Source organism: Christiangramia sp. (assembly GCF_029937855.1).
Classification (GTDB): Bacteria; Bacteroidota; Bacteroidia; order Flavobacteriales; family Flavobacteriaceae; genus Christiangramia.
In genome coordinates this window covers 18,001-38,046 of sequence record NZ_JAPYPC010000009.1, presented here as the reverse complement: position 1 = coordinate 38,046, position 20,046 = coordinate 18,001, and the positions used below count along the sequence as shown (strand labels likewise).

The window sequence follows — 20,046 nt, the reverse complement described above, 5'->3', positions numbered from 1 at the left end:
CTTGAAAAAGAGGTTTTTACTCATTCTTTTATTTTTTTGCTTCGGAATAGTTTATCCGCAGGAAAACGATTCCTTAAAGGAAGTGAAGCAGCTGAAATATGACGAGACCTCTTCGCTGGTTCCTGTAAAGCTGAATTCTAAAAAAATTGAAAATTATAAGTCTCAGGAAGAGTTCAATTATCTCACTACCGCTGAAAAGGATAACTGGTGGACGCGTTTTAAAAAATGGCTGAATGCAAAATACAATGCATTTATAAACTGGCTTTTTGGAGACTATAAAGCCAATAGTATTCTGGCCGCGATTATTGGGGTGCTCCCAATTTTATTAATCCTGGCTCTATTAGGCCTCATTGCGTGGTTATTTTCAAGGTTGAATCCCGGCGGAAAAATACTTCAAAAACCCAGGAACAGTGAAGTATTCCTTTCTGAAGAGGAAGAATTGATAAAGAACGAAGATCTCGCTTCTCTAATTAAAGAAGCAGTTAAAAATGGCCAATTCAGGCTAGCAATTCGGTATTATTATTTACAGGAATTACGAAAACTCGATGAGTTGGAATTGATAAATTATGAATATCAAAAAACCAATAAGGACTATTCAGAGGAAATAAACAATAGTGAAATAAAACAACAGTTTTCAACTATTTCTAAATTCTATGAATTTATCTGGTATGGAAGTTTCAAGGTAACCGAATCTGATTTCAGATTGGCGGAAAAAGGTTTTATAAGAATGACAGATGCCTTAAAAAAACTAAGCCATGAATAATACGTATAAAATTGCTTTTGGCCTGTTCCTTCTACTGGTAGTTTCCCTGGCCTGGCTGGAAAGTTCTGAACCCGAAAAAATAAACTGGAATTCGAGCTATACTGCCCAGGATAAAATTCCGCTAGGAGCGTATGTTTTCTATGAAACCTGGAATAACAAATCTGATGATAGTATTAAGCAAATCAATATTCCGCCCTACGAATATTTGAATAAGGAACCTGAAAAGGGAACTTATTTCTTTCTTAATAATTATATCGATTTTGATGATAATGAACTGGACGATCTATTGGATTGGGTATCACAAGGAAACGATTTATTCATTTCAGCTTATAGTTTTGGAGAAAAATTGTCAGATACCCTCAATATTGAAATTTCCACTTATATCGCTTCTGAAAACTTCCACTCCCGGCCTTCCCTAAATTTTGTAAATCCGGCACTTAAATTTGAGCAGGCTTTAGAATTCGATCAGGATCTACTGGCCACCTATTTTAGTGAAATTGATACTTTAAATGATGTTATTTTAGGAACAGCCAGCTTCGGAACCAAGAAAAAAGAGAAGAAAATTAATTTTATCAAAAGGGACTTTGGGGAAGGTAAAATCTACCTTCATTCTACTCCGCAGGCCTTAAGTAATTATTTTCTTTTAAAGGATAAAAATTACCGCTACAGCGAAGCCTTATTGGCTTACCTGGCCAACGATAACATTCTCTGGGATGCTTATTATAAATCAGGGAAAGGTTTTTTTACCTCTCCTTTATATATTCTTTTGAATAATCGTGCGCTTAAATGGGCGTATTATTTTGTAATCATAGCGGCGATCCTATTTATCCTTTTCGAAGGAAAACGTAAACAAAGAGCAATACCAGTGGTGGAACCTCCACAAAACAGATCCTTTGAATTTTCACAAACGATCTCCCAATTATACCTGGAACAAAAAAAATATCATGAACTGGGACTTAAAAAGATTTCCATGTTCATGGAAAATATTCGTAATAAATACCGGTTGGATCCTTCTAATATCAACGAAAACTTTTACCGGGATCTATCACGAAAAAGTGAAAATAATATAGAGGACACTAAAAGGCTATTCGAAATTATCTTTAATTTTCAGAAGAAACATGAATATGATAAAGATCGATTCTTCGAGTTGAGCAGAAGTATAAATACATTTAAAAAGCAGGATGGAAAATCAGGAAGTGAACCAAAATAAAGAAGAATTAAAGTTCGAAAACAGAATTCCTCTTGAAGGTCTTAAAGAATCTGTAGAAAGTTTAAAATCCCAACTTTCCAGGGTCATAGTTGGACAGCAGGATTTTGTGGAATTATTGATCGTGGGATTGTTGGCCAACGGTCACGTGCTCATAGAAGGTGTTCCAGGGGTGGCAAAAACCATCACTGCAAAACTATTCGCGAAATGTTTAAAGACTAATTTCAGCAGAATCCAGTTTACGCCAGACCTCATGCCCAGTGATGTATTGGGAACTTCTATTTTTAACACTAAAACTTCTGAATTCGAATTTAAAAAAGGTCCGGTATTTTCTAACATTATCCTTATTGATGAGATAAACCGTGCCCCTGCAAAAACACAGGCGGCCCTTTTTGAAGTGATGGAAGAAAGACAGGTCACCATGGATGGAAAATTGTATAAAATGGAGGCTCCTTTTATGGTTCTGGCTACCCAAAACCCTATAGAACAGGAAGGCACCTATGCCCTGCCCGAAGCACAATTAGATAGGTTCTTATTTAAAATTGAAGTTGGTTACCCGGAACTGGAAGACGAAGTAAAAATTCTTCAAACTCATCATGAACGAAAAGGTAAACTTCCAGAAACAGCTGTTGAACCTGTACTGGAACCCAAAAACATCGAAGAATTAAGGAATCAGATTCATGAAATCATCGTTGAAGAAAAATTGCTGAATTATATTGCGGAACTTATAAGCAAAACCAGAAATCATCCACATCTATATCTGGGGGCCAGTCCCAGGGCATCTATTGCAGTGATGAATGCTGCAAAAGCATTTGCAGCCGTAAATGGGCGTGATTTTGTAATTCCTGAAGATGTAAAAAATTCATTAAAACCGGTACTGGCGCATCGCTTAATTCTGTCTCCAGACCGGGAAATGGAAGGTATGACGGCGAGTACTGTGATAGATATGATCACCCAATCTGTAGAAATTCCCCGCTAGTGCTAAAATGCATCAAATCATTATATTTTGGAAAACGGGTATTCTATAGTCTGTTTAGTATTTCCCTGCTTTTCCTGCTTTCATTTTGGTTTGAATGGCTATACAGTATAACCTGGATTTTAGCGTCTATCCTGGTAATTTTAATTTTTACTGATATAGTTACACTCTACAGTAAATCTTCAATATCTGCCGATAGGATTTTAACCGGGAAATTCTCCAATTCAGATGAGAACAAGGTAGAAGTGAATATTCGAAATAATTATGGTTTTAAAGTCTATGCGGAAGTAATTGATGAAATTCCGGTACAGTTTCAAAAAAGAGATTTTCTTAAATCTGTAGTGCTTGAGGCTCATAAAAAAACAGGTTTTAACTATTTACTGAAACCTTTAACTAGAGGAGAATATATCTTCGGAAATCTGAATATCTACATTTCAAGTATTTTAAAACTCGCCAAAAGAAGATATGTTTTCAATAAAGACCAAACGGTTAAAGTCTATCCGTCCTTTATTCAGATGAAAAAATTAGATTTTATGGCGCTGGATCAAAAAATCAATCTTCACGGCATAAAATGTATCCGTAGAATTGGACATACGATGGAATTTGAGCAGATCAAAGAATATGTTCGCGGAGACGATGTAAGAACCATCAACTGGAAAGCGACTGCAAAAACCAGTCAATTGATGGTGAACCAGTTTCAGGATGAAAGATCACAACCCATTTATTCTGTTATAGATTGCGGAAGGGTGATGAAAATGCCATTTGAAGGTTTAAGTTTACTGGATTATGCCATAAATAGCTCTCTCGCCTTTTCTAATGTAGCTTTAAAAAAGAAAGATAAAGTTGGGATGCTGTCTTTCTCCAAAAAGATTGATAAATTACAAAAAGCCAGCTCAAAATTAAGTCAGCTAAACCGAATCATGGAAGCGCTTTATAAAGTAGATACTGGTTTTTATGATAGTGACTTCAGTCTTCTATATTCGCGTGTAAAAAAACATATCACTCACCGAAGTTTGTTAATGCTATATACAAATTTTGAGCATATGTCTGCGCTTCAGCGACAATTGCCATTTTTAAAAGCGATAGCAAAAAAACATCTGTTGGTGGTTATTTTCTTTGAGAATACCGAATTGTCCAAACTTACCAAAGTCACACCCCAAAACCTCAGCGAAAGTGCACATCAAACGGTTGCCGAACAATTTGTTCACGATAAGCTGCTCATGGCTAAAGAATTACAGAGACATGGCATTCAAACTATATTAACTCCGCCTAAAGAATTGAGTATCAACACTATTAATAAATACCTTGAAATAAAGGCCAGGGGACTTCTTTGATACAATTCGGTTTCGATATTCTACAGTTCGGTAAATAGATTTTCTGAAAACTGAACTTTGCGCCTAAGTTTGTTTCATCATCAAAAAATTATAATAATATGAAAACAATCGCTGTTTTAGTCGCCCTGTTCATAGGGTCACTGGTAAATGGACAAACCGAAGAAAAAGGAAGTATAACGGCCACTGTTCCCAATGTGACCGGAACTGAAGGGAATGTGAAATTTGGAATTTACACCGCCGAAACTTTTATGAAAGCCGAACCAGAATTTTCTGCAAAAGCGGAGATCGAAAAAGGAAAGGCTACCGCTACTTTTAAGGATATTCCTGAAGGTGTGTATGCAATTCTGGTAATGCATGATAAGAATGATAATAATCAGATGGATTTCGACACGAATGGTATGCCCCTGGAAAATTATGGATCCAGTGGAAATTCTATGAGCTATGGACCGCCCGTTTGGGAAGAATCAAAATTTACATTTGATGGTTCTATTACAGAAATGGAGATTCGGTTCTAAAAAATCATCCACCATAATTCATCAATCAAAAACCGAATTTTTATTTAAGAGGCTGTCTAAACAGCCTTTTCCTTATAGATAAAACAAAGTTAAATTCTGTTTTAAATAAGAAATACTTATACCTTTGTGGTTATAAAAAATTCTTATATGACCATTACTCAGCTCCATTACGTACTTGCAGTAGCCGAACATAAGAACTTTACCAAGGCCGCTCAAAAAGTATTTGTAACCCAACCTACCTTAAGTATGCAAATTCAAAAACTTGAGGAAGAACTGGAAGTCACAATTTTCGACAGGACAAAAAAACCTATTCAGCTTACAGAAGTTGGCCAGAAAATAGTTCAACAGGCGCGGAATATCGTGAATGAGAGCGATCGAATTCAGGATATAGTAGATCAGCAAAAGGGATTTATAGGAGGTATCTTCAGATTAGGTGTGATTCCCACGATTATGCCGACGCTCCTACCTATGTTTATTGGAAATTTTATAAAGAAATATCCAAAGGTCAAGTTGAAAATAGAAGAATTGCATACCGAGGCTATTATTGAAAAACTAAAAGAAGGTCATTTGGATGCTGCAATTGCGGCAACTCCGCTTGAAGTTGAAGGTATCAAAGAGAATGTATTGTATTATGAACCATTTGTACCTTATATTCCTAATAACGAAGAAAAAGCAAGTTCTGAAAAGATTGATATTGACGACCTGGAGATTAATAATATGTTGCTACTGGAAGATGGCCATTGTTTTAAAGATGGGATTATTAATCTTTGCAAAGCTTCCAGGGATTATGAGGGAGATCAGCTTCAACTTGAAAGCGGTAGTTTTGAAACGCTAATAAAGCTTGCCAACGAGGGAATGGGGATGACGCTGCTCCCCTATTTACATACTCTGGAATTGAAAGAAGCAGAGAAAAAAAATCTGAAGATGTTTAAAGATCCCGTTCCTGCAAGGGAAGTAAGTTTAATTTATAACCGAAGTGAATTAAAGATGCAGATCATTGAGGCTCTTCGTTCAACGATTGCCAGTGTGGTAAAAGGTGCAATTACTTTTCAGAATGTAAAGATTATAAGCCCTTTGAACAAAAAGAAAGAGTATCAGGTAAATAATTAAAAAAGCGGCCTTTTAAGCCGCTTTCTGTTAAGTATTCAAATAAATTAAACATTGATTTAGTTCAGGATTCTGCCTGGTTAAAGCTATGATCCATAATCGCAACTCCTCAATTTCGTGAGGAAGCAATCTCTGAATCGCTTTTTTTACTTCCTTGCAGAATAGACTGGCATCAAAACTCACTTTATCAAGTATAGTCTTGGTGTATTCAAACATCGCTCTCGCCATAATTTGAAATGATTTAAGTTAAAGTTAGGTTGACAAAAAAATGCGTAGAAGTTTACTATAGGTTTTAATTTTATGGTCGATTAAATATAGTAAATCTATTTTATTTTAACAATTGTTTTATCAATTTAATAGTTTAAAACCTGTTATCTCCACTTATAACATCTCCAATTCCGCCTAGAATACTACCTTCTCCCTTGTCTTTACCTCCGCCCTGGGGAGCCGCCTGATGGATTCTGCTGGCAAGTCTGCTAAAGGGTAAAGATTGAATATAAACAGTTCCTGGTCCGGTTAAGGTTGCGAAAAATAAGCCTTCTCCCCCAAAGAGCGTATTTCGAATACCTCCTACGAATTCAATATCATAATCTACGGTTTGCGTGAAACCAATGATACAACCTGTATCTACTTTTAGTTTTTCTCCGGGCTGCAGTTCTTTTTCAGCCATTGTCCCTCCTGAATGTACAAAAGCCATCCCATCACCTTCTACTTTTTGCATAATAAAACCTTCACCACCAAAAAAACCTCTTCCCAGTTTTCGACTGAATTCTATACCAATGGAAACTCCTTTGGCAGCACACAGAAAAGCATCTTTTTGGCAGATAAACTTGCCATTGAATCTTGTTAGATCAATAGGAATAACCTTACCGGGATAAGGAGAAGCAAAACTGATCTTTTTCTTTCCCTGAATTTCATTAGAAAAAATAGTCATAAAAAGACTCTCACCGGTAAGCAAGCGTTTACCTGCTCCAAGTACTTTTCCCAGGAAACCTTCATTTTGCTTAGACCCATCACCAAATATGGTATCCATTTTAATACCGTCATCCATCATCATAAAGTTACCGGCTTCTGCAATTACAGCTTCCTGTGGATCAAGCTCCAGTTCTACATATTGCATTTCCTCTCCGTAAATTCGATAGTCTATTTCGTGTGCATTCATTATTTTGATAGTTTTCGGCTCAAAGCTTTAAGCTCTAAGCAAGGTTAGTTAACTTCTCATGTATAAAAATTTAAGCTTAAAGCTTAGAGCTTTTCATTTTTATCGTCCATTCAAATTCAAAAATAGAGACTTCTATGCCCTCTTCATTTAATCCAACAGATTTCATCCAGAAGGTCTGCCCTTCTCCCGTTTCTATCGTATTCTTCAAAGCCTCGTTTACTTTTTTACCATCATAACAAGAAAATTTTATTTTTCCTGTAGCCTTTTTAGAGAAGCTTGCTTTGTTCTGTGCCACCAGCATGGAGATCTTTGCATTAGATTCCTGAATTTTATTCATTACCAGGGCTCCTGTACTTAACTCTGCCGCCATAGCCTGTACCGCAAAATACATGGAATTAAAAGGATTCTGATTGATCCACCGGTGTTTTACACCCACTTCACATTCAGTTTGATCTATATGTCTAACCCTTACGCCACATAACCAGGCACTTGGTAGTTTCAACATTAAGAAGGAATTCAATTTTGAGGGAGAGAGCTTCATTTAAAAGGCTTTTGATTGGTTTTTTATAAAAGTAGGAAATATGTTCCACTTGCTTATTCTTAAATATTTGTTAAATTTTAGTACTTTGTTTTGCATAATACCTTCTTTTAGACATATATTTGCATAAGAACCTAATAGGTTATATAATCATCAATCTAAATTATCATGAAAAAATCATCTCAAAATCAGGTTGTAGCGGTTCCAAAAAAAGACGCTGCATTAATTACAAGAACTCAAATATATTTGGCAACCGCCTTTATATATATCTACTTTCTAACTACAATATTCTTATAAATAGAATTTAAATCGCATCAATATGACCACTGAAAACGTCGATCAAAATAAAACCCTGGCTACCGTACTTCATCTGTCGGTATTCACAAAATATTTCATTCCACTTGGAAATTTCATATTTCCAATGCTGTTATGGCTCTCGCGCAAGCAGGATCCGTTTGTAGATCATCACGGAAGAAATGCTCTGAACTTTCAGATAAGCACTTTCCTCTACATGATATTCTTACTTGCTATTGGCGCTGCAACCTTTCTTTACTTTGGAATGAAATTTACCATTGGAGAACCCCTATTTTTCGAACAGGATTCATTCGTAATAGATAAGTTTTCTGATGCCTTGCCTTTCATCATTATAATAGCCATTTTAGGAATATTATTATTAGGTCTTTTTGTTCTGGAACTCTTCGCGGTGATTACTGCAAGTATTAAAGCGAACGACGGAGAACTTTACAATTATCCATTAACCATCAATTTTTTGAATTCGGAAAAACCGGATTTAACCAATCATCAAAATCAATCAAAAAATGAACAGTTTAATGACACCCAAAAACAAACACTATGAAGATTGAAAATACCAAAGCCCAAATGCGTAAGGGTGTATTGGAATACTGTATTCTTTCAGTTCTACGGGATGAAGATGCCTATGTAGCAGAGATTCTGGATACCTTAAAAGACGCAAAGTTGTTAGTTGTTGAGGGCACAATTTACCCTCTTCTAACCAGGCTTAAGAACGCAGGACTGCTCAATTATCGTTGGGAAGAGTCAACCAGTGGACCACCAAGAAAATATTATGGTCTTACTGAAACAGGAAAAATATTTCTTAGGGAACTTACCGTAACCTGGGATGAATTGCAAACAGCAGTTAACATCGTAACCAATCAAAAAAAGAAGAACCATGAATAAGACAGTAAATATAAATCTTGCCGGCATTTTCTTTCATATAGATGAGGATGCATATGCCAGACTACAGCGTTATCTGGAGGCTATAAAGCATTCCTTTTCGAATACACAGGGTCGTGATGAGATCATCTCAGATATCGAGGCTCGTATTGCTGAATTATTTAGCGAAAAAAGAAAGGATGACCGTCAGGTAATCAGCATAAAAGAAGTTGAAGAAGTTATCACCATTATGGGGCAACCTGAAGATTATATGGTAGATGAAGAGATCTTCGACGATGAACCTAGTAGAACAAAATCTACAAAAACGGTTGGAAAGCAATTATTTCGTGACACCGAAAACGGATTTGTAGGTGGTGTTTCTTCAGGACTTGGGCATTACCTGGGAATTGAAGCAATATGGGTACGATTACTATGGATCTTACTTACCATCTTTTCAAGTGGAGCGTTTGTACTAATCTATATCGCTTTCTGGATTTTCGTTCCGGAAGCAAAGACAACAGCCGATAAACTGGCTATGCGCGGAGAGGAGGTAACCGTCAGCAATATAGAAAGAAAGATACGTGAGGGTTTTCATGATGTTTCAGAGAGTGTAAAAAGTGTAGACTACGGTAAATATGGTAAGAAGGCAAGCGCCGGAGCCACCTCAGCCGCTACAACCCTTGGTGATATTATCAAGTTCTGTCTGAAACTATTCGTAAAATTCATAGGTATTCTATTATTGCTAATTGCGGGAACTACTTTGATAGGCCTTTTTGTAGGTCTCTTTGCGGTAGGAACTTTTGGAATCATTGACGCACCATGGACAGATTATATAGACATGGTAAATAGCGGAGCTCCAATATGGTTAATCTCTTTACTTGCATTTTTTGCTGTAGGAATTCCGTTCTTTTTCCTTTTTGTGTTAGGATTGAAGATCCTGGTTAAAAACCTGAAATCTATAGGTAGAGTTGCTTTATTAACTTTACTGGGAGTTTGGTTAATTTCCGTCATCGGGTTAACAGTAATAGGAATAGGTCAGGCTACTAACAGAGCATTTGACGGAGAAACGGCTACTACAGAAAAACTGAATATAAGCGCGAAGGATACGCTGTTTTTAAGGATGAGAAGTAATCCTGAATATTCCAGCAATTTATATAGAAGTTCAGATTTCAGAGTAGAATATGATGAAAATGATAATCGCATTGTCTACGGAAGAGATATTAGGTTGGTCGTAAAATCTACTAAAGATTCCGTAGCTTCTTTAAAAATCGAGAAGTTTGCTGAAGGTAAAAACTTTAAAGATGCTAAAGAAAGAGCTGAAAACATCAATTACTCTACTAGTTTAATAGGTAATGAACTATTACTGGATGGCTATCTCACATCAGACTCTAAATATGGTTATCGTGACCAGGAAGTACAGGTAACGCTATTTCTTCCTGAAGGTACGACACTCTATGCAGATGATAATACATATTCATTTCACAGCAACCAGGATTATTACGGAGACATTCTGAAAAACGGCCAGGAAGGTCATTTTTTACGAATCATAGATGGGGAAACCATCTGTGAAGACTGTCCTACAGATAGCTGGGATAGCGATGACGACACCTGGGATGAGGAAGAAGAAGACTGGGATACCTCTGATGACTTTAACGGAAGAATAAACGTGAATGGTGAAGAAATGAACATTCGAATAGATGATCAAGGTATAGAAGTGAACGATCAAAAAGTGAGGCGTGTTAAAATTGATAGCAACGGAATTGAAATAAACAACTAATCATGAGCACACTAATCAACCTTGTAATAAGTTTTATCATAGGCGTCTTATTTGGCCATCAGCTGGAAAATCCCAAAACAGCTCATACCGAATTTAAAAAACAGTCTATTGAGATTTTTCAACATCTCGAAGTAAGGCAAAAAATACTCGATAGCTAATCTACTTATAATTAGAGCCTCCAATCGGAGGCTTTTTCTATCTTTGGTAAAATTAAAATTTATAAATGATCAAGAAACTACCATTAATTTTGTTGGTTGTACTATTCTCCAGTAATGCACAGGATAAAGTAAAAGGCAGCAGAAACGTAAAAACCGAACAATATAATCTTACCTCATTCCATTCCATCCAGGCAAAGGGAGAATTTGAAATTGGTATTTTAAAGGGTTCCAGGCCTATGCTGGAGATCGAAGCAGATGACAATTTGCACGATCTTATTCAAACTGAGGTTATAGACGGCGTACTCCATATTAAACCAATAAAGGAATTTAGCAGAACAAAAAAGCAGGAATTAAGGATCACTTTCTCTGATACCTTAAAAAATATTAACGTGGCAGGAAAGGTAGAAATTTCTTCTCTTCAGGATCTTTATTTAGGTGATTTTCAATTAGAAACCAGGAAAGACGCCAAAGCATTTTTAACTTTAACTGCGAAGACTTTTACCCTTATCCAGGGTGATGATGCGGAATCTAAATTAAATGTCACTGCCTCGGAAGTTTCCTGCCAGTTAAACCAGTCTTCTAAAACTGAAGCACTGATAAACTCCCCTGTTTTCAATGTGGATATCTATGAAAAGGCTTCCGCCAGGATAGATGGGGATATTCAAGATTTTATAATTCGAGCAGATCAATCCTCAAAATTTGATGGTGAAAACCTTACTTCGATCAAAGCTAATGTTCTGGCACAGGGAGATTCAGAAGTAAAGATAAACACCACAGATTCTCTTGAAATCAGGGCTAACGGAAGTTCTGAAGTCCATATTTTTAATAATCCCCAAATCAACCTTATAGAACTGAAAGATGAGGCGGTTATTGCAAAAAAGGAATTCAGTAAAAGTATTTTTAAATAGTCTATTTCCCAAAATTTTCAAAATAAAGTCAGGATGATAAACCTATTGTATAGTTTTACTGCTGAATTTTAAATATTAGAAATTATGAAATATTTATTTAAAAGCAGTTTTCTTATACTTGTTTTGAGTCTCGTTTTTACTTCATGCAGAAATACCGACAATGAAGATGATAAAAAAACCGAAGTGGAAAGACTGATGGAAGATCCTAATAATAAAGTGGAAGTAAAAGACGGAGGAGATAAGGTGAAAATAGAAACTCCTGAAGGCGATGAGATCAAGATTAAAAAAGATGATGGGGAATATAAAAAGAAAATAGACAGAGCTGATGGCACCGAATCTAAAGTGAAAATTGATGATGGCGAGGTCAAAGTAAAAACCGATAATTAAAAATTCCTTTCATCCTATAAACATAAAATCCCGCAAGAGCGGGATTTTAGTTTTTTGTATACCAACACACTTACACCGTTTCCGGTCTGGTCTGTGGCTTTTGAATATCCTCTTCAGTTTCAATTTCAGCAAGGTAACGTTCAGCATCTAGTGCCGCCATACAACCTGTACCTGCAGCGGTCACGGCCTGGCGATAGATCTTATCCTGGACATCTCCTGAAGCAAATACTCCCGGAATATTGGTTTTGGTAGATTTTGGCTGAGTGATAACATAACCAGTTCCATCCATGTCTAACCAATCTTTGAAAATATCTGTATTTGGCTTGTGACCAATAGCAACAAAAAATCCGGTAATTGGAATTTCTTCTTTTTCTCCGGTTTGGTTATTCACCATACGCAAACCTTCCACAACCTGCTCACCTAGGATCTCGTCTACTTCAGTATTATATCTAAGATCGATATTCTTGGTATTTTCAACCCTATGCTGCATCGCTTTTGAGGCTTTCATATAATCCTTACGAACCAGCATAGTTACTTTATTACAGATATTGGCGAGATAAGTCGCTTCTTCTGCAGCAGTATCTCCACCACCCACAATAGCAACATCCTGACCTTTATAGAAGAAACCATCACAAACAGCGCAGGCGGAAACTCCTCCCCCTCTTAACCTTTGTTCACTAGGTAATCCAAGATATTTGGCAGTAGCTCCAGTAGAAATAATAACTGACTCTGCTTCTATCCATTTGGAATTATCTACACAGGCTTTATGAATTCCACCAACCTGTTTAGAGAAATCAACTTCGGTGATCATCCCTATCCTTACTTCAGTTCCAAACCTTTCAGCCTGTTCCTGAAGGTCCATCATCATCTTAGGACCATCGATCCCCTGAGGGTAACCAGGAAAATTATCAACTTCTGTAGTGGTAGTCAGTTGTCCTCCGGGTTCCATTCCGGTATACATCACCGGCTTAAGATCTGCCCGCGAAGCGTAAATTGCTGCAGTATATCCTGCAGGCCCTGAACCAATAATTAAACACTTTACTCTTTCTATAGTATCACTCATTGTACTTATTTTATACTGTATAAAAGTAGGTAGTTTGAAGCAAACCTTACAGCTATTGTTATTAAGATCGTTTATTTGTTGATAAACCTAAAAAAATAAAGACAGAAACCTGCCCGCCTTTAAACAAATTTAAAAGATAAAATTACCTTTGCCAAGTATGGAATTGAGTTTGTTTATTATTCTTGATATTCTGGGAACCATAGCATTCGCTATTTCCGGGGCACTCTCAGCGATGAACCGAAGGTTGGATCTTTTCGGTATTTTCATCATTGCTTTTGTGACAGCCATTGGCGGGGGAACCTTACGTGATATTTTAATAGGAAGCACTCCGGTTATGTGGATGGAAAATATTGTTTATATCTATCTCATTGGTGTGGTTACAGTTTTAGCAATTATCTTCAGAAATAAACTAAATTATCTCAAAAAATCCCTTTTCCTGTTTGATACCATCGGCCTTGGGGTATTCACCATTACCGGCGTGGAAACAGGAATTCAAAATAACCTGGATCCTATTGTTTCTGTTGCCCTTGGTGCTATGACGGGAACATTTGGCGGAGTTATTCGTGATATACTCTGTAATGAAATTCCTGTTATCTTTAGAAAAGAAATCTATGCGACGGCCTGTTTAATTGGTGCTTTCGCCTATGTCACTTTGTATGATATGGGTGTTAATGCCGATATAATTTATGTGGTGACCTCATCAATCGTAATTAGTATTAGGATAATTGTGGTTAAATATCATATTTCACTTCCTTCATTTTATCCAACTTCTCCAGGAAGTTCAAAATTGAGATAATATCATTTTTATTTACCTGATTATCAATACTTTCTGTATATTTATATAAAATAAATTGGATTACCGGAATTGTTGAGAATTATTCTTCAAAATTGTCAAGATCAATTATCTCCAGTCCTGTGACTTCACCTTATCTAAGTGAACCCCACCTACAATGCATATTTGGTTCAACTAAATTCTAATTTTTTAAAAACTATTATTATGCAAATCACTAAGAAAATTATCGGTATGCTGTTCTGTTTATGTCTTGCCTTGAGCATGTACGCACAGGAAGGAAAGAATCAGGCATTTTGGGTTCATGAAGATCAGGTAAAACCATCGATGAGGGCAGAATATGAAAAAGCTTCAAAGGATCTTGTTACGGCATGCAAACAAAATAATGTAAAAAACATGCAATGGTCTGTGGCCTCCATGAATGACGGGACTTATTTAGCGATCACTCCTATAGAGAGCCTGGCGGATATTCAGGATATGAATTTTGAAGATCTTAAAGAAAAAGTTGGTGAAGATTCATTCAATAAAATGTTTGAAAATTTTGATAAATGTTACAGTAAACACGGAGATTATGTTACAATATTAAACCCTTCGCTATCTTATATGCCAAATGGATTGAGCACCGATACTCCAGGGCAGGATTACCGAGTTTGGCATAGAATGGAAGTAGCACCGAGTAATATGGGTAAATTACAGACAAAGATGAGAGAACTAAAAGATCTTTTTGCAACCAAAAACTCCAAAATGCAATATCGCATTTATCAAAGTGGCTTCGGCAATGTAGGCAATTCTTTTGTGGCAGTAATTTCAGCAAAAGATGCTATGGATTACGATCGCATTTCTAGTGAAAATGATAAAGTTCTGGGAGAAGAGGGACAGAAATTATTCGATGAGATGTTTGAATATGTGGATGCCTACAAAGTGGTACGAGGTAGTATGAGACCAGATCTTGCTTACCAGGGAGCACAGGAAGAAACTAAGATTGTTAAAGAATAAAAAATATGAAAAAGCTACTTCTAATTTTATCTGTTTCTGTAATAGTAATATCCTGTAATAATGGAAACAAAGAGAAAGAAAACATAAGATACTCTCAGGATTCTAAGGAAATAAGCTCTTTAAAAGCTGTTATTCAAACTTATGAAGATGGCGATTGGCAGGCCTACGAAAAATATTATGCCGATACGGCTCAAATCTTCCACAATACTACAGAAGGTCTAAGCTATAAACAGGCCGCAGAAACCCATAAAAATAATGTTGCCGATCTATCTTCTTATGGCTTCGAAGATGAAGAAGATGATTTTGAGATGGTGGTTACAGATGATAACGAAACCTGGGTGAATTATTGGGGTACATGGAAGGGTACTATTGAAAGCAATGAGAAAGAAATTATCATTCCTGTTCATCTAACGGCACGTTTTATCGATGGTAAAATTGTTCGGGAATATGGTTACTGGGATAATTCTGAAATGATGATGGCGATGCAGGAAATGGATTCCATCATGGTAGACCAGGATTCTTTAAACAAACCAAAGAATTAAGAACAGGAATAACTTCTTTTGAACAATTTTAAAAATTTTAAAAATGAAAATATCAAAAATAACATTTTGTATCACTCTATCATTTCTGATATGGATACCAATTATATCTGCCCAGGATGCGGTAAAAATAGATCCTAAACATTATAAGGTGGAATTCGAAAATGAAAAAGTAAGGGTACTCCGCATTAATTATGCTCCTGGAGAAGAATCAATGATGCATAGCCACCCGGAAGGAGTTGCCATATTTATGACAGATTCCAAAGGAAAAATGAAAATGAAAGATGGAAACGATTTTGTAATGGATGAAAAAGCCGGAACTGTAATGTGGACCGATTATACAGAGCACCATCCCAGTAATGCAAGTGAAAAACCTTTTGAGGTGATCCAGGTGGAATTAAAGAACAACTCAAATTCGGCCAGCAAAAAAAGCCTTCATCTTTTTAAACTTCCAGAAGGTGTAAGTGAAATGCAACTAAACGACTTCCTTAAAAGTATGAATAAGGCTATTAGTACTGAAGGCTATCCCAATGCCGGTTATCATCTTTATAAGATCACTGATGATAATAATGAGTATTCATATTTTATGGAAGGTGTGTGGCCAGATTCAGCTACTTATGATAAGATCCATAAATCTGAAAAATGGAAAGCTGCGGCAGAAAAAGGCAAGGAAATGTTCGAAAAAATACAGGCACAGGAACTATACCTAAAGGCTGAAAAAGTAAACTGAAATTGGCGGATCAACTTACAAAATAAGAGGCTGCCTGAAAAGTCATTATTTCGTCAAGCTGAACTTGAATCAGCTTCTAACCGATTTTGATTTTCAATTAGTTAAGATCCTGAAATAAATTCAGGATGACGTCTTCTCGACTTTTTAGACAGCCTCTTTTTTATATTTCATATTAGTGAGGTAATTTCTCTCAATACTCCATAAATAAAAGTCCTCAGTAAAGCTGCCAGAAAAAGAATAATCACAGAAACATAACCGGCACCAATTAAAGTGTATATTGGGCCCGGGCATGCACCCGCGAGCGCCCAGCCCAGTCCAAAAATGATTCCGCCATACATATACCTGCTGAAGCTTTTATTTTTGGGCTCAAATTTAATCTCTTCACCGTGGATGTCTTTTGTTTTATTCTTTTTAATGAGCTGAATACCCAGAACTCCAATCACCAATGCTGAACCTATAATTCCGTACATATGAAAAGCCTGGAATTGAAACATCTCGTAAATTCTAAACCAGGAAGCTGCTTCAGATTTAAACATTATGATCCCGAAAAATATACCTATAACTAAATATCCTATTACTCTCATTTTTTAAAATATTAATGGAAAGATTAAATGGATCATTACCAAACCACCAATAAAAAATCCAATTACTGCGATTAACGACGGTATTTGTAAATTACTTAAGCCTGAAATTGCATGACCCTACGTACAACCTCCTGCCCATCTAGCTCCAAAGCCAAGTAGGAATCCACCAATAATGAGGATAGGTAAAGCCTTCCAATCTGTTAATGCTTCCAGACAGAATAATTCATCTGGAAGATAAGCTTCCCCAGCGCTTTGAAATCCAAGTCCTTGTAATATAGATACGGTCTCCGGATTAATAGCCACGGCAGGATCTTCAGTTAGAAAATTCATGGCGATAAAGCCACCAATAGCTGCACCTACGATGACCGTTAAATTCCATTTTTGTGCGCGCCAGTTAAAATCAAAAAAATTAGCTTTTTCATCAGCTCCGCACATGGTACAAATGGTTCTTAAGTTGGAGGACATTCCAAATTGCTTCCCCAGGAAAATGAGCAGAAACATATTAAAGCAATTAATGGTCCTGCAACATACCAGGGCAACGGCTGCAAAATTAAATCATATTTTCTGATTAAGCTGCAAAGTAAAGATAAGAAGAGTCGTCTAACACTAACAAAAGTTACATTCTATGCAGAAGTGACAAAATCCTGAATATTCTCAAGAACTTTTTTAGAAAGCCTTTCCAGGGTTTTCGTTGACCAGCCTGCACTGGTTTTCTGAGCGATAAGGTTCTCAATTTCCAATGTTTCTGAAGAAAGCTCCTTCTTTCCGTCTCCATCGAAAATGGCAAAATTATCTCCGTTTTGCATCCATTTCTGAAAAGCTTTTTTAGAAAAAGGTAAACCCAAAGAAGTGTTTACCAGGATTTTTCCGTTTCCTGTTCTATTAAAAAGCTTCTCCCCTATCAGTTCTGTATTTTTTGGAAGATGAAACGATATAACCTCGCATTTGCTCATCAATTCCTCAAGCTCGAGATAGGTTACACCCTTATCCTCATATTCAGGTTTTCTTGTTCTGCTGAAATAATAAAGATCGGTCCCAAAAGGTATAAGACAGTCGGCAAGTAATTGTCCGGTAACTCCCAGACCCACAATCCCGATCTTCAAATCTGTTAGTTCACGTCGCATTTTCTTCCATTGCTTCCCTTTGAAGCCGTTAAGTAATTGAATGAGTTCAGAAATAATAAATTCTGCTACTCCAGGATCTCCATAATCTCTAATTCCTTTTACCGTAATTCCTTTTTCTCTGGCAAATTTCACAGCTACATTGGCAGATTCATCATCATATAAACTACAGGCCATCCCGATATATTTCAGGCTTGAACAGGCCTCGATAATTTCTTCGCTAAGCTCAGTATGCCACGAAACGATCACTCCTTCTGCATCTCCAATCCTTTGGATTATCTCGTCACAAGATTCAGGATAATCTGTATGTACCTCAACTTCATCTACGCTCAGCTTCCGTAATTCAGAAATGGCTTCGTCATTCAGCTTAGTGTTATCTACACAGACTATTTTGTTGAATTTCATAGTATTAATAAATTTGATATGTCACTGCGAGAGAGTGTAACGATCGAAGCCGTCTCATGAAATTGATTGCAATTATCATGAGATTGCTTCGCCTTTTGGGCTCGCAATGACCGGAATTAAGGCACGAGTAGAACCACGTCACTGCGAGAGAGCTTGCGACCGACGTCTCCGCTAATTTACGACCTCAGTTGAGATCGCTTCATTTCATTCGCGATGACTTAATAAATTTACTGCGAAGAAGGAACGACTGAAGCAGTCCCATCATACTACAACGGAATATTCCCGTGTTTTCTATTAGGTCGCAGAACGTGTTTGTTTTCCAGTGCGCTAAAAGCTCTAATTAATTTTCTTCGGGTATCTTTTGGCATGATCACTTCATCAATAAAACCACGTTGCGCAGCTTCAAATGGAGTTGCAAATTTTTCAGCATACTCAGCTTCTTTCTCGGCTAATTTCTTTTCCGGATCTTCAGATTGAGCAATTTCTTTCCTAAAAATAATTTCAGAAGCTCCCTTCGCTCCCATAACAGCAATCTCTGCCGTTGGCCAGGCAAAATTAAAGTCGGCACCAATATGCTTAGAATTCATCACATCATAAGCACCACCGTAAGCTTTTCTGGTAATTACAGTCACTTTTGGTACTGTTGCTTCACTAAGTGCGTAAAGCAGCTTAGCACCATGTAAAATGATCCCGTTCCATTCCTGATCTGTCCCTGGAAGGAATCCCGGAACATCTACCAGTACTAAAAGCGGAATATTAAAGCAATCACAGAATCTGGTAAATCTTGCGGCTTTTTTAGAGGAATCTACATCCAGCACTCCGGCAAGGCTCATCGGCTGGTTAGCGATTACCCCAACGCTTCTTCCTCCAATTCTGGAAAAACCTACGATGATGTTATCTGCATAGTTCTTATGAACTTCAAAAAAAGAATCATCATCTATAATCCCTTTGATCACCTCGTGCATATCGTAAGGCTTGTTGGAACTATCGGGAACGATATTCTCCAGTACTTCACGATGCTCATCGCCAAGCTCATATTCCAGTTTTTCCGGAGCTTTTTGATTGTTCTGAGGCATATAACTTATTAACTGCTTGATATTCTCAAGACAGATAATATCATTTGCCGCTGTAAAATGAGTCACCCCAGATTTAGTAGAGTGTGTGCTCGCTCCACCGAGTTCTTCTGAAGTTACATTTTCATTAGTAACTGTTTTCACCACGTTTGGTCCCGTAACGAACATATAAGAAGTATCCTCCACCATCAAGGTAAAATCTGTCATTGCGGGAGAATACACGGCACCACCGGCACAAGGCCCCATAATTGCCGAAATTTGTGGAATTACCCCCGAAGCTTTTACATTTCTATGGAAGATATCTGCATATCCTCCAAGCGACTTTACACCTTCCTGGATACGTGCGCCACCAGAGTCGTTTAGACCAATCATTGGCGCACCAACCTTTACGGCCATATCCATTACTTTACAGATCTTTTCAGCATGAGTTTCTGAAAGCGACCCTCCAAAAACGGTGAAATCCTGGGCAAAAACATAGACCAGGCGACCATGAATAGTTCCATAGCCGGTAATCACTCCGTCACCATAGAATTTTTGCTTCTCCATCCCAAAATCTGTGGTACGGTGTGTTACTAAAATTCCTATTTCTTCAAATGAATTTTCATCCAGTAAATATTCTACTCTTTCACGAGCAGTTAATTTTTTCTTTTCGTGCTGTTTAGCTATTCGTTTTTCACCTCCACCTTTATGGGCTTCAGCGATCTTTTCTTTTAACTTATCGAGGTTCTGACTCATCTCTA

At 37.0% G+C, this 20,046-nt stretch carries 23 protein-coding genes and 1 pseudogene; 16 read left to right on the top strand and 8 right to left on the bottom strand.

Going from position 1 to position 20,046, the window contains the following annotated elements; all coding sequences use genetic code 11:
- The first annotated feature begins 1 nt into the window (after position 1).
- The 6 genes from Q1K34_RS06920 (at position 2) to Q1K34_RS06895 (ending at position 5,905) form a co-directional block, all read left to right on the top strand.
- A complete protein-coding gene (locus Q1K34_RS06920) occupies positions 2–763 on the top strand; it encodes a DUF4129 domain-containing protein (RefSeq protein ID WP_300436318.1) in 762 nt (253 codons plus the stop codon).
- Positions 756–1,973 (top strand): DUF4350 domain-containing protein, encoded by a 1,218-nt coding sequence (locus tag Q1K34_RS06915; RefSeq protein WP_300436314.1) that lies wholly within the window; start codon positions 756–758, stop codon positions 1,971–1,973. The genes Q1K34_RS06920 and Q1K34_RS06915 overlap by 8 nt, the downstream gene beginning before the upstream one ends.
- Entirely contained in the window at positions 1,945–2,949 is a 1,005-nt protein-coding gene (locus Q1K34_RS06910; RefSeq protein ID WP_300436311.1) for a MoxR family ATPase, read from the top strand. The genes Q1K34_RS06915 and Q1K34_RS06910 overlap by 29 nt, the downstream gene beginning before the upstream one ends.
- Positions 2,949–4,280: a DUF58 domain-containing protein gene (locus tag Q1K34_RS06905; RefSeq protein WP_300436308.1), complete on the top strand. Its 1,332-nt coding sequence runs from the start codon at positions 2,949–2,951 to the stop codon at positions 4,278–4,280. Before Q1K34_RS06910 ends, Q1K34_RS06905 begins: the two co-directional genes overlap by 1 nt.
- 98 nt (positions 4,281–4,378) lie before the next feature.
- Positions 4,379–4,795 (top strand): DUF2141 domain-containing protein, encoded by a 417-nt coding sequence (locus tag Q1K34_RS06900; protein ID WP_300436306.1) that lies wholly within the window; start codon positions 4,379–4,381, stop codon positions 4,793–4,795.
- A gap of 147 nt (positions 4,796–4,942) precedes the next feature.
- A complete protein-coding gene (locus Q1K34_RS06895; protein ID WP_300436304.1) occupies positions 4,943–5,905 on the top strand; it encodes a hydrogen peroxide-inducible genes activator in 963 nt (320 codons plus the stop codon).
- A gap of 27 nt (positions 5,906–5,932) precedes the next feature.
- Here the strand turns inward: Q1K34_RS06895 and Q1K34_RS06890 are convergent, their stop codons facing one another.
- From Q1K34_RS06890 to Q1K34_RS06880, 3 genes are all read right to left on the bottom strand, one after another.
- Entirely contained in the window at positions 5,933–6,130 is a 198-nt protein-coding gene (locus Q1K34_RS06890) for a hypothetical protein (protein WP_300436301.1), read from the bottom strand.
- Between the two features lie 133 nt (positions 6,131–6,263).
- Positions 6,264–7,064, bottom strand: coding sequence for a TIGR00266 family protein (locus Q1K34_RS06885; RefSeq protein WP_300436298.1), 801 nt, complete (start codon positions 7,062–7,064; stop codon positions 6,264–6,266).
- Between the two features lie 76 nt (positions 7,065–7,140).
- On the bottom strand, positions 7,141–7,605 hold the full coding sequence (locus Q1K34_RS06880; protein ID WP_300436295.1) for a DUF4442 domain-containing protein: 465 nt from the start codon (positions 7,603–7,605) through the stop codon (positions 7,141–7,143).
- A gap of 316 nt (positions 7,606–7,921) precedes the next feature.
- On the opposite strand from Q1K34_RS06880, the gene Q1K34_RS06875 reads away from it, so the two are divergent.
- The 6 genes from Q1K34_RS06875 (at position 7,922) to Q1K34_RS06850 (ending at position 12,005) form a co-directional block, all read left to right on the top strand.
- Positions 7,922–8,458 carry a DUF4870 domain-containing protein gene (locus Q1K34_RS06875; RefSeq protein ID WP_300436292.1) on the top strand — a complete coding sequence of 179 codons (537 nt, stop codon included), beginning with the start codon at positions 7,922–7,924 and terminating at the stop codon, positions 8,456–8,458.
- Positions 8,455–8,799, top strand: a complete 345-nt coding sequence (locus Q1K34_RS06870) for a PadR family transcriptional regulator (protein WP_300436289.1) — start codon at positions 8,455–8,457, stop codon at positions 8,797–8,799. Before Q1K34_RS06875 ends, Q1K34_RS06870 begins: the two co-directional genes overlap by 4 nt.
- Positions 8,792–10,552: a PspC domain-containing protein gene (locus tag Q1K34_RS06865; RefSeq protein WP_300436287.1), complete on the top strand. Its 1,761-nt coding sequence runs from the start codon at positions 8,792–8,794 to the stop codon at positions 10,550–10,552. Before Q1K34_RS06870 ends, Q1K34_RS06865 begins: the two co-directional genes overlap by 8 nt.
- Positions 10,553–10,554: 2 nt before the next feature.
- Positions 10,555–10,710 (top strand): hypothetical protein, encoded by a 156-nt coding sequence (locus tag Q1K34_RS06860; protein WP_300436285.1) that lies wholly within the window; start codon positions 10,555–10,557, stop codon positions 10,708–10,710.
- A 65-nt stretch (positions 10,711–10,775) separates the two neighbouring features.
- Positions 10,776–11,618: a DUF2807 domain-containing protein gene (locus tag Q1K34_RS06855; protein WP_300436283.1), complete on the top strand. Its 843-nt coding sequence runs from the start codon at positions 10,776–10,778 to the stop codon at positions 11,616–11,618.
- A gap of 84 nt (positions 11,619–11,702) precedes the next feature.
- Positions 11,703–12,005 (top strand): hypothetical protein, encoded by a 303-nt coding sequence (locus tag Q1K34_RS06850; protein ID WP_300436281.1) that lies wholly within the window; start codon positions 11,703–11,705, stop codon positions 12,003–12,005.
- Positions 12,006–12,075: 70 nt separating this feature from the next.
- On the opposite strand, the gene trxB is transcribed toward Q1K34_RS06850, so the two are convergent.
- Complete coding sequence (gene trxB / locus Q1K34_RS06845; RefSeq protein ID WP_300436279.1) at positions 12,076–13,068, bottom strand: thioredoxin-disulfide reductase; 993 nt, start codon at positions 13,066–13,068, stop codon at positions 12,076–12,078.
- 157 nt (positions 13,069–13,225) lie between these two features.
- On the opposite strand from trxB, the gene Q1K34_RS06840 reads away from it, so the two are divergent.
- From Q1K34_RS06840 to Q1K34_RS06825, 4 genes are all read left to right on the top strand, one after another.
- Complete coding sequence (locus Q1K34_RS06840; protein WP_300436277.1) at positions 13,226–13,864, top strand: trimeric intracellular cation channel family protein; 639 nt, start codon at positions 13,226–13,228, stop codon at positions 13,862–13,864.
- A 201-nt stretch (positions 13,865–14,065) separates the two neighbouring features.
- Positions 14,066–14,854: a hypothetical protein gene (locus tag Q1K34_RS06835; protein ID WP_300436275.1), complete on the top strand. Its 789-nt coding sequence runs from the start codon at positions 14,066–14,068 to the stop codon at positions 14,852–14,854.
- Between the two features lie 5 nt (positions 14,855–14,859).
- Positions 14,860–15,396 carry a nuclear transport factor 2 family protein gene (locus Q1K34_RS06830; protein WP_300436272.1) on the top strand — a complete coding sequence of 179 codons (537 nt, stop codon included), beginning with the start codon at positions 14,860–14,862 and terminating at the stop codon, positions 15,394–15,396.
- Positions 15,397–15,439: 43 nt separating this feature from the next.
- The gene (locus Q1K34_RS06825) at positions 15,440–16,123 is read left to right on the top strand and encodes a hypothetical protein (protein WP_300436270.1); all 684 of its coding nucleotides are present in this window, start codon (positions 15,440–15,442) and stop codon (positions 16,121–16,123) included.
- Between the two features lie 167 nt (positions 16,124–16,290).
- Here Q1K34_RS06825 and Q1K34_RS06820 read toward each other — a convergent pair whose 3' ends face one another.
- The 4 genes and pseudogenes from Q1K34_RS06820 to Q1K34_RS06805 form a co-directional block, all read right to left on the bottom strand.
- Positions 16,291–16,707 (bottom strand): DUF6691 family protein, encoded by a 417-nt coding sequence (locus Q1K34_RS06820; RefSeq protein WP_300436268.1) that lies wholly within the window; start codon positions 16,705–16,707, stop codon positions 16,291–16,293.
- 3 nt (positions 16,708–16,710) lie between these two features.
- A pseudogene (locus Q1K34_RS06815) lies at positions 16,711–17,276 on the bottom strand (YeeE/YedE family protein).
- Positions 17,277–17,330: 54 nt separating this feature from the next.
- Complete coding sequence (locus tag Q1K34_RS06810) at positions 17,331–18,233, bottom strand: NAD(P)-dependent oxidoreductase (RefSeq protein WP_300436266.1); 903 nt, start codon at positions 18,231–18,233, stop codon at positions 17,331–17,333.
- A gap of 266 nt (positions 18,234–18,499) precedes the next feature.
- On the bottom strand, positions 18,500–20,041 hold the full coding sequence (locus Q1K34_RS06805) for an acyl-CoA carboxylase subunit beta (protein WP_300436264.1): 1,542 nt from the start codon (positions 20,039–20,041) through the stop codon (positions 18,500–18,502).
- Between the last annotated feature and the right edge of the window lie 5 nt (positions 20,042–20,046).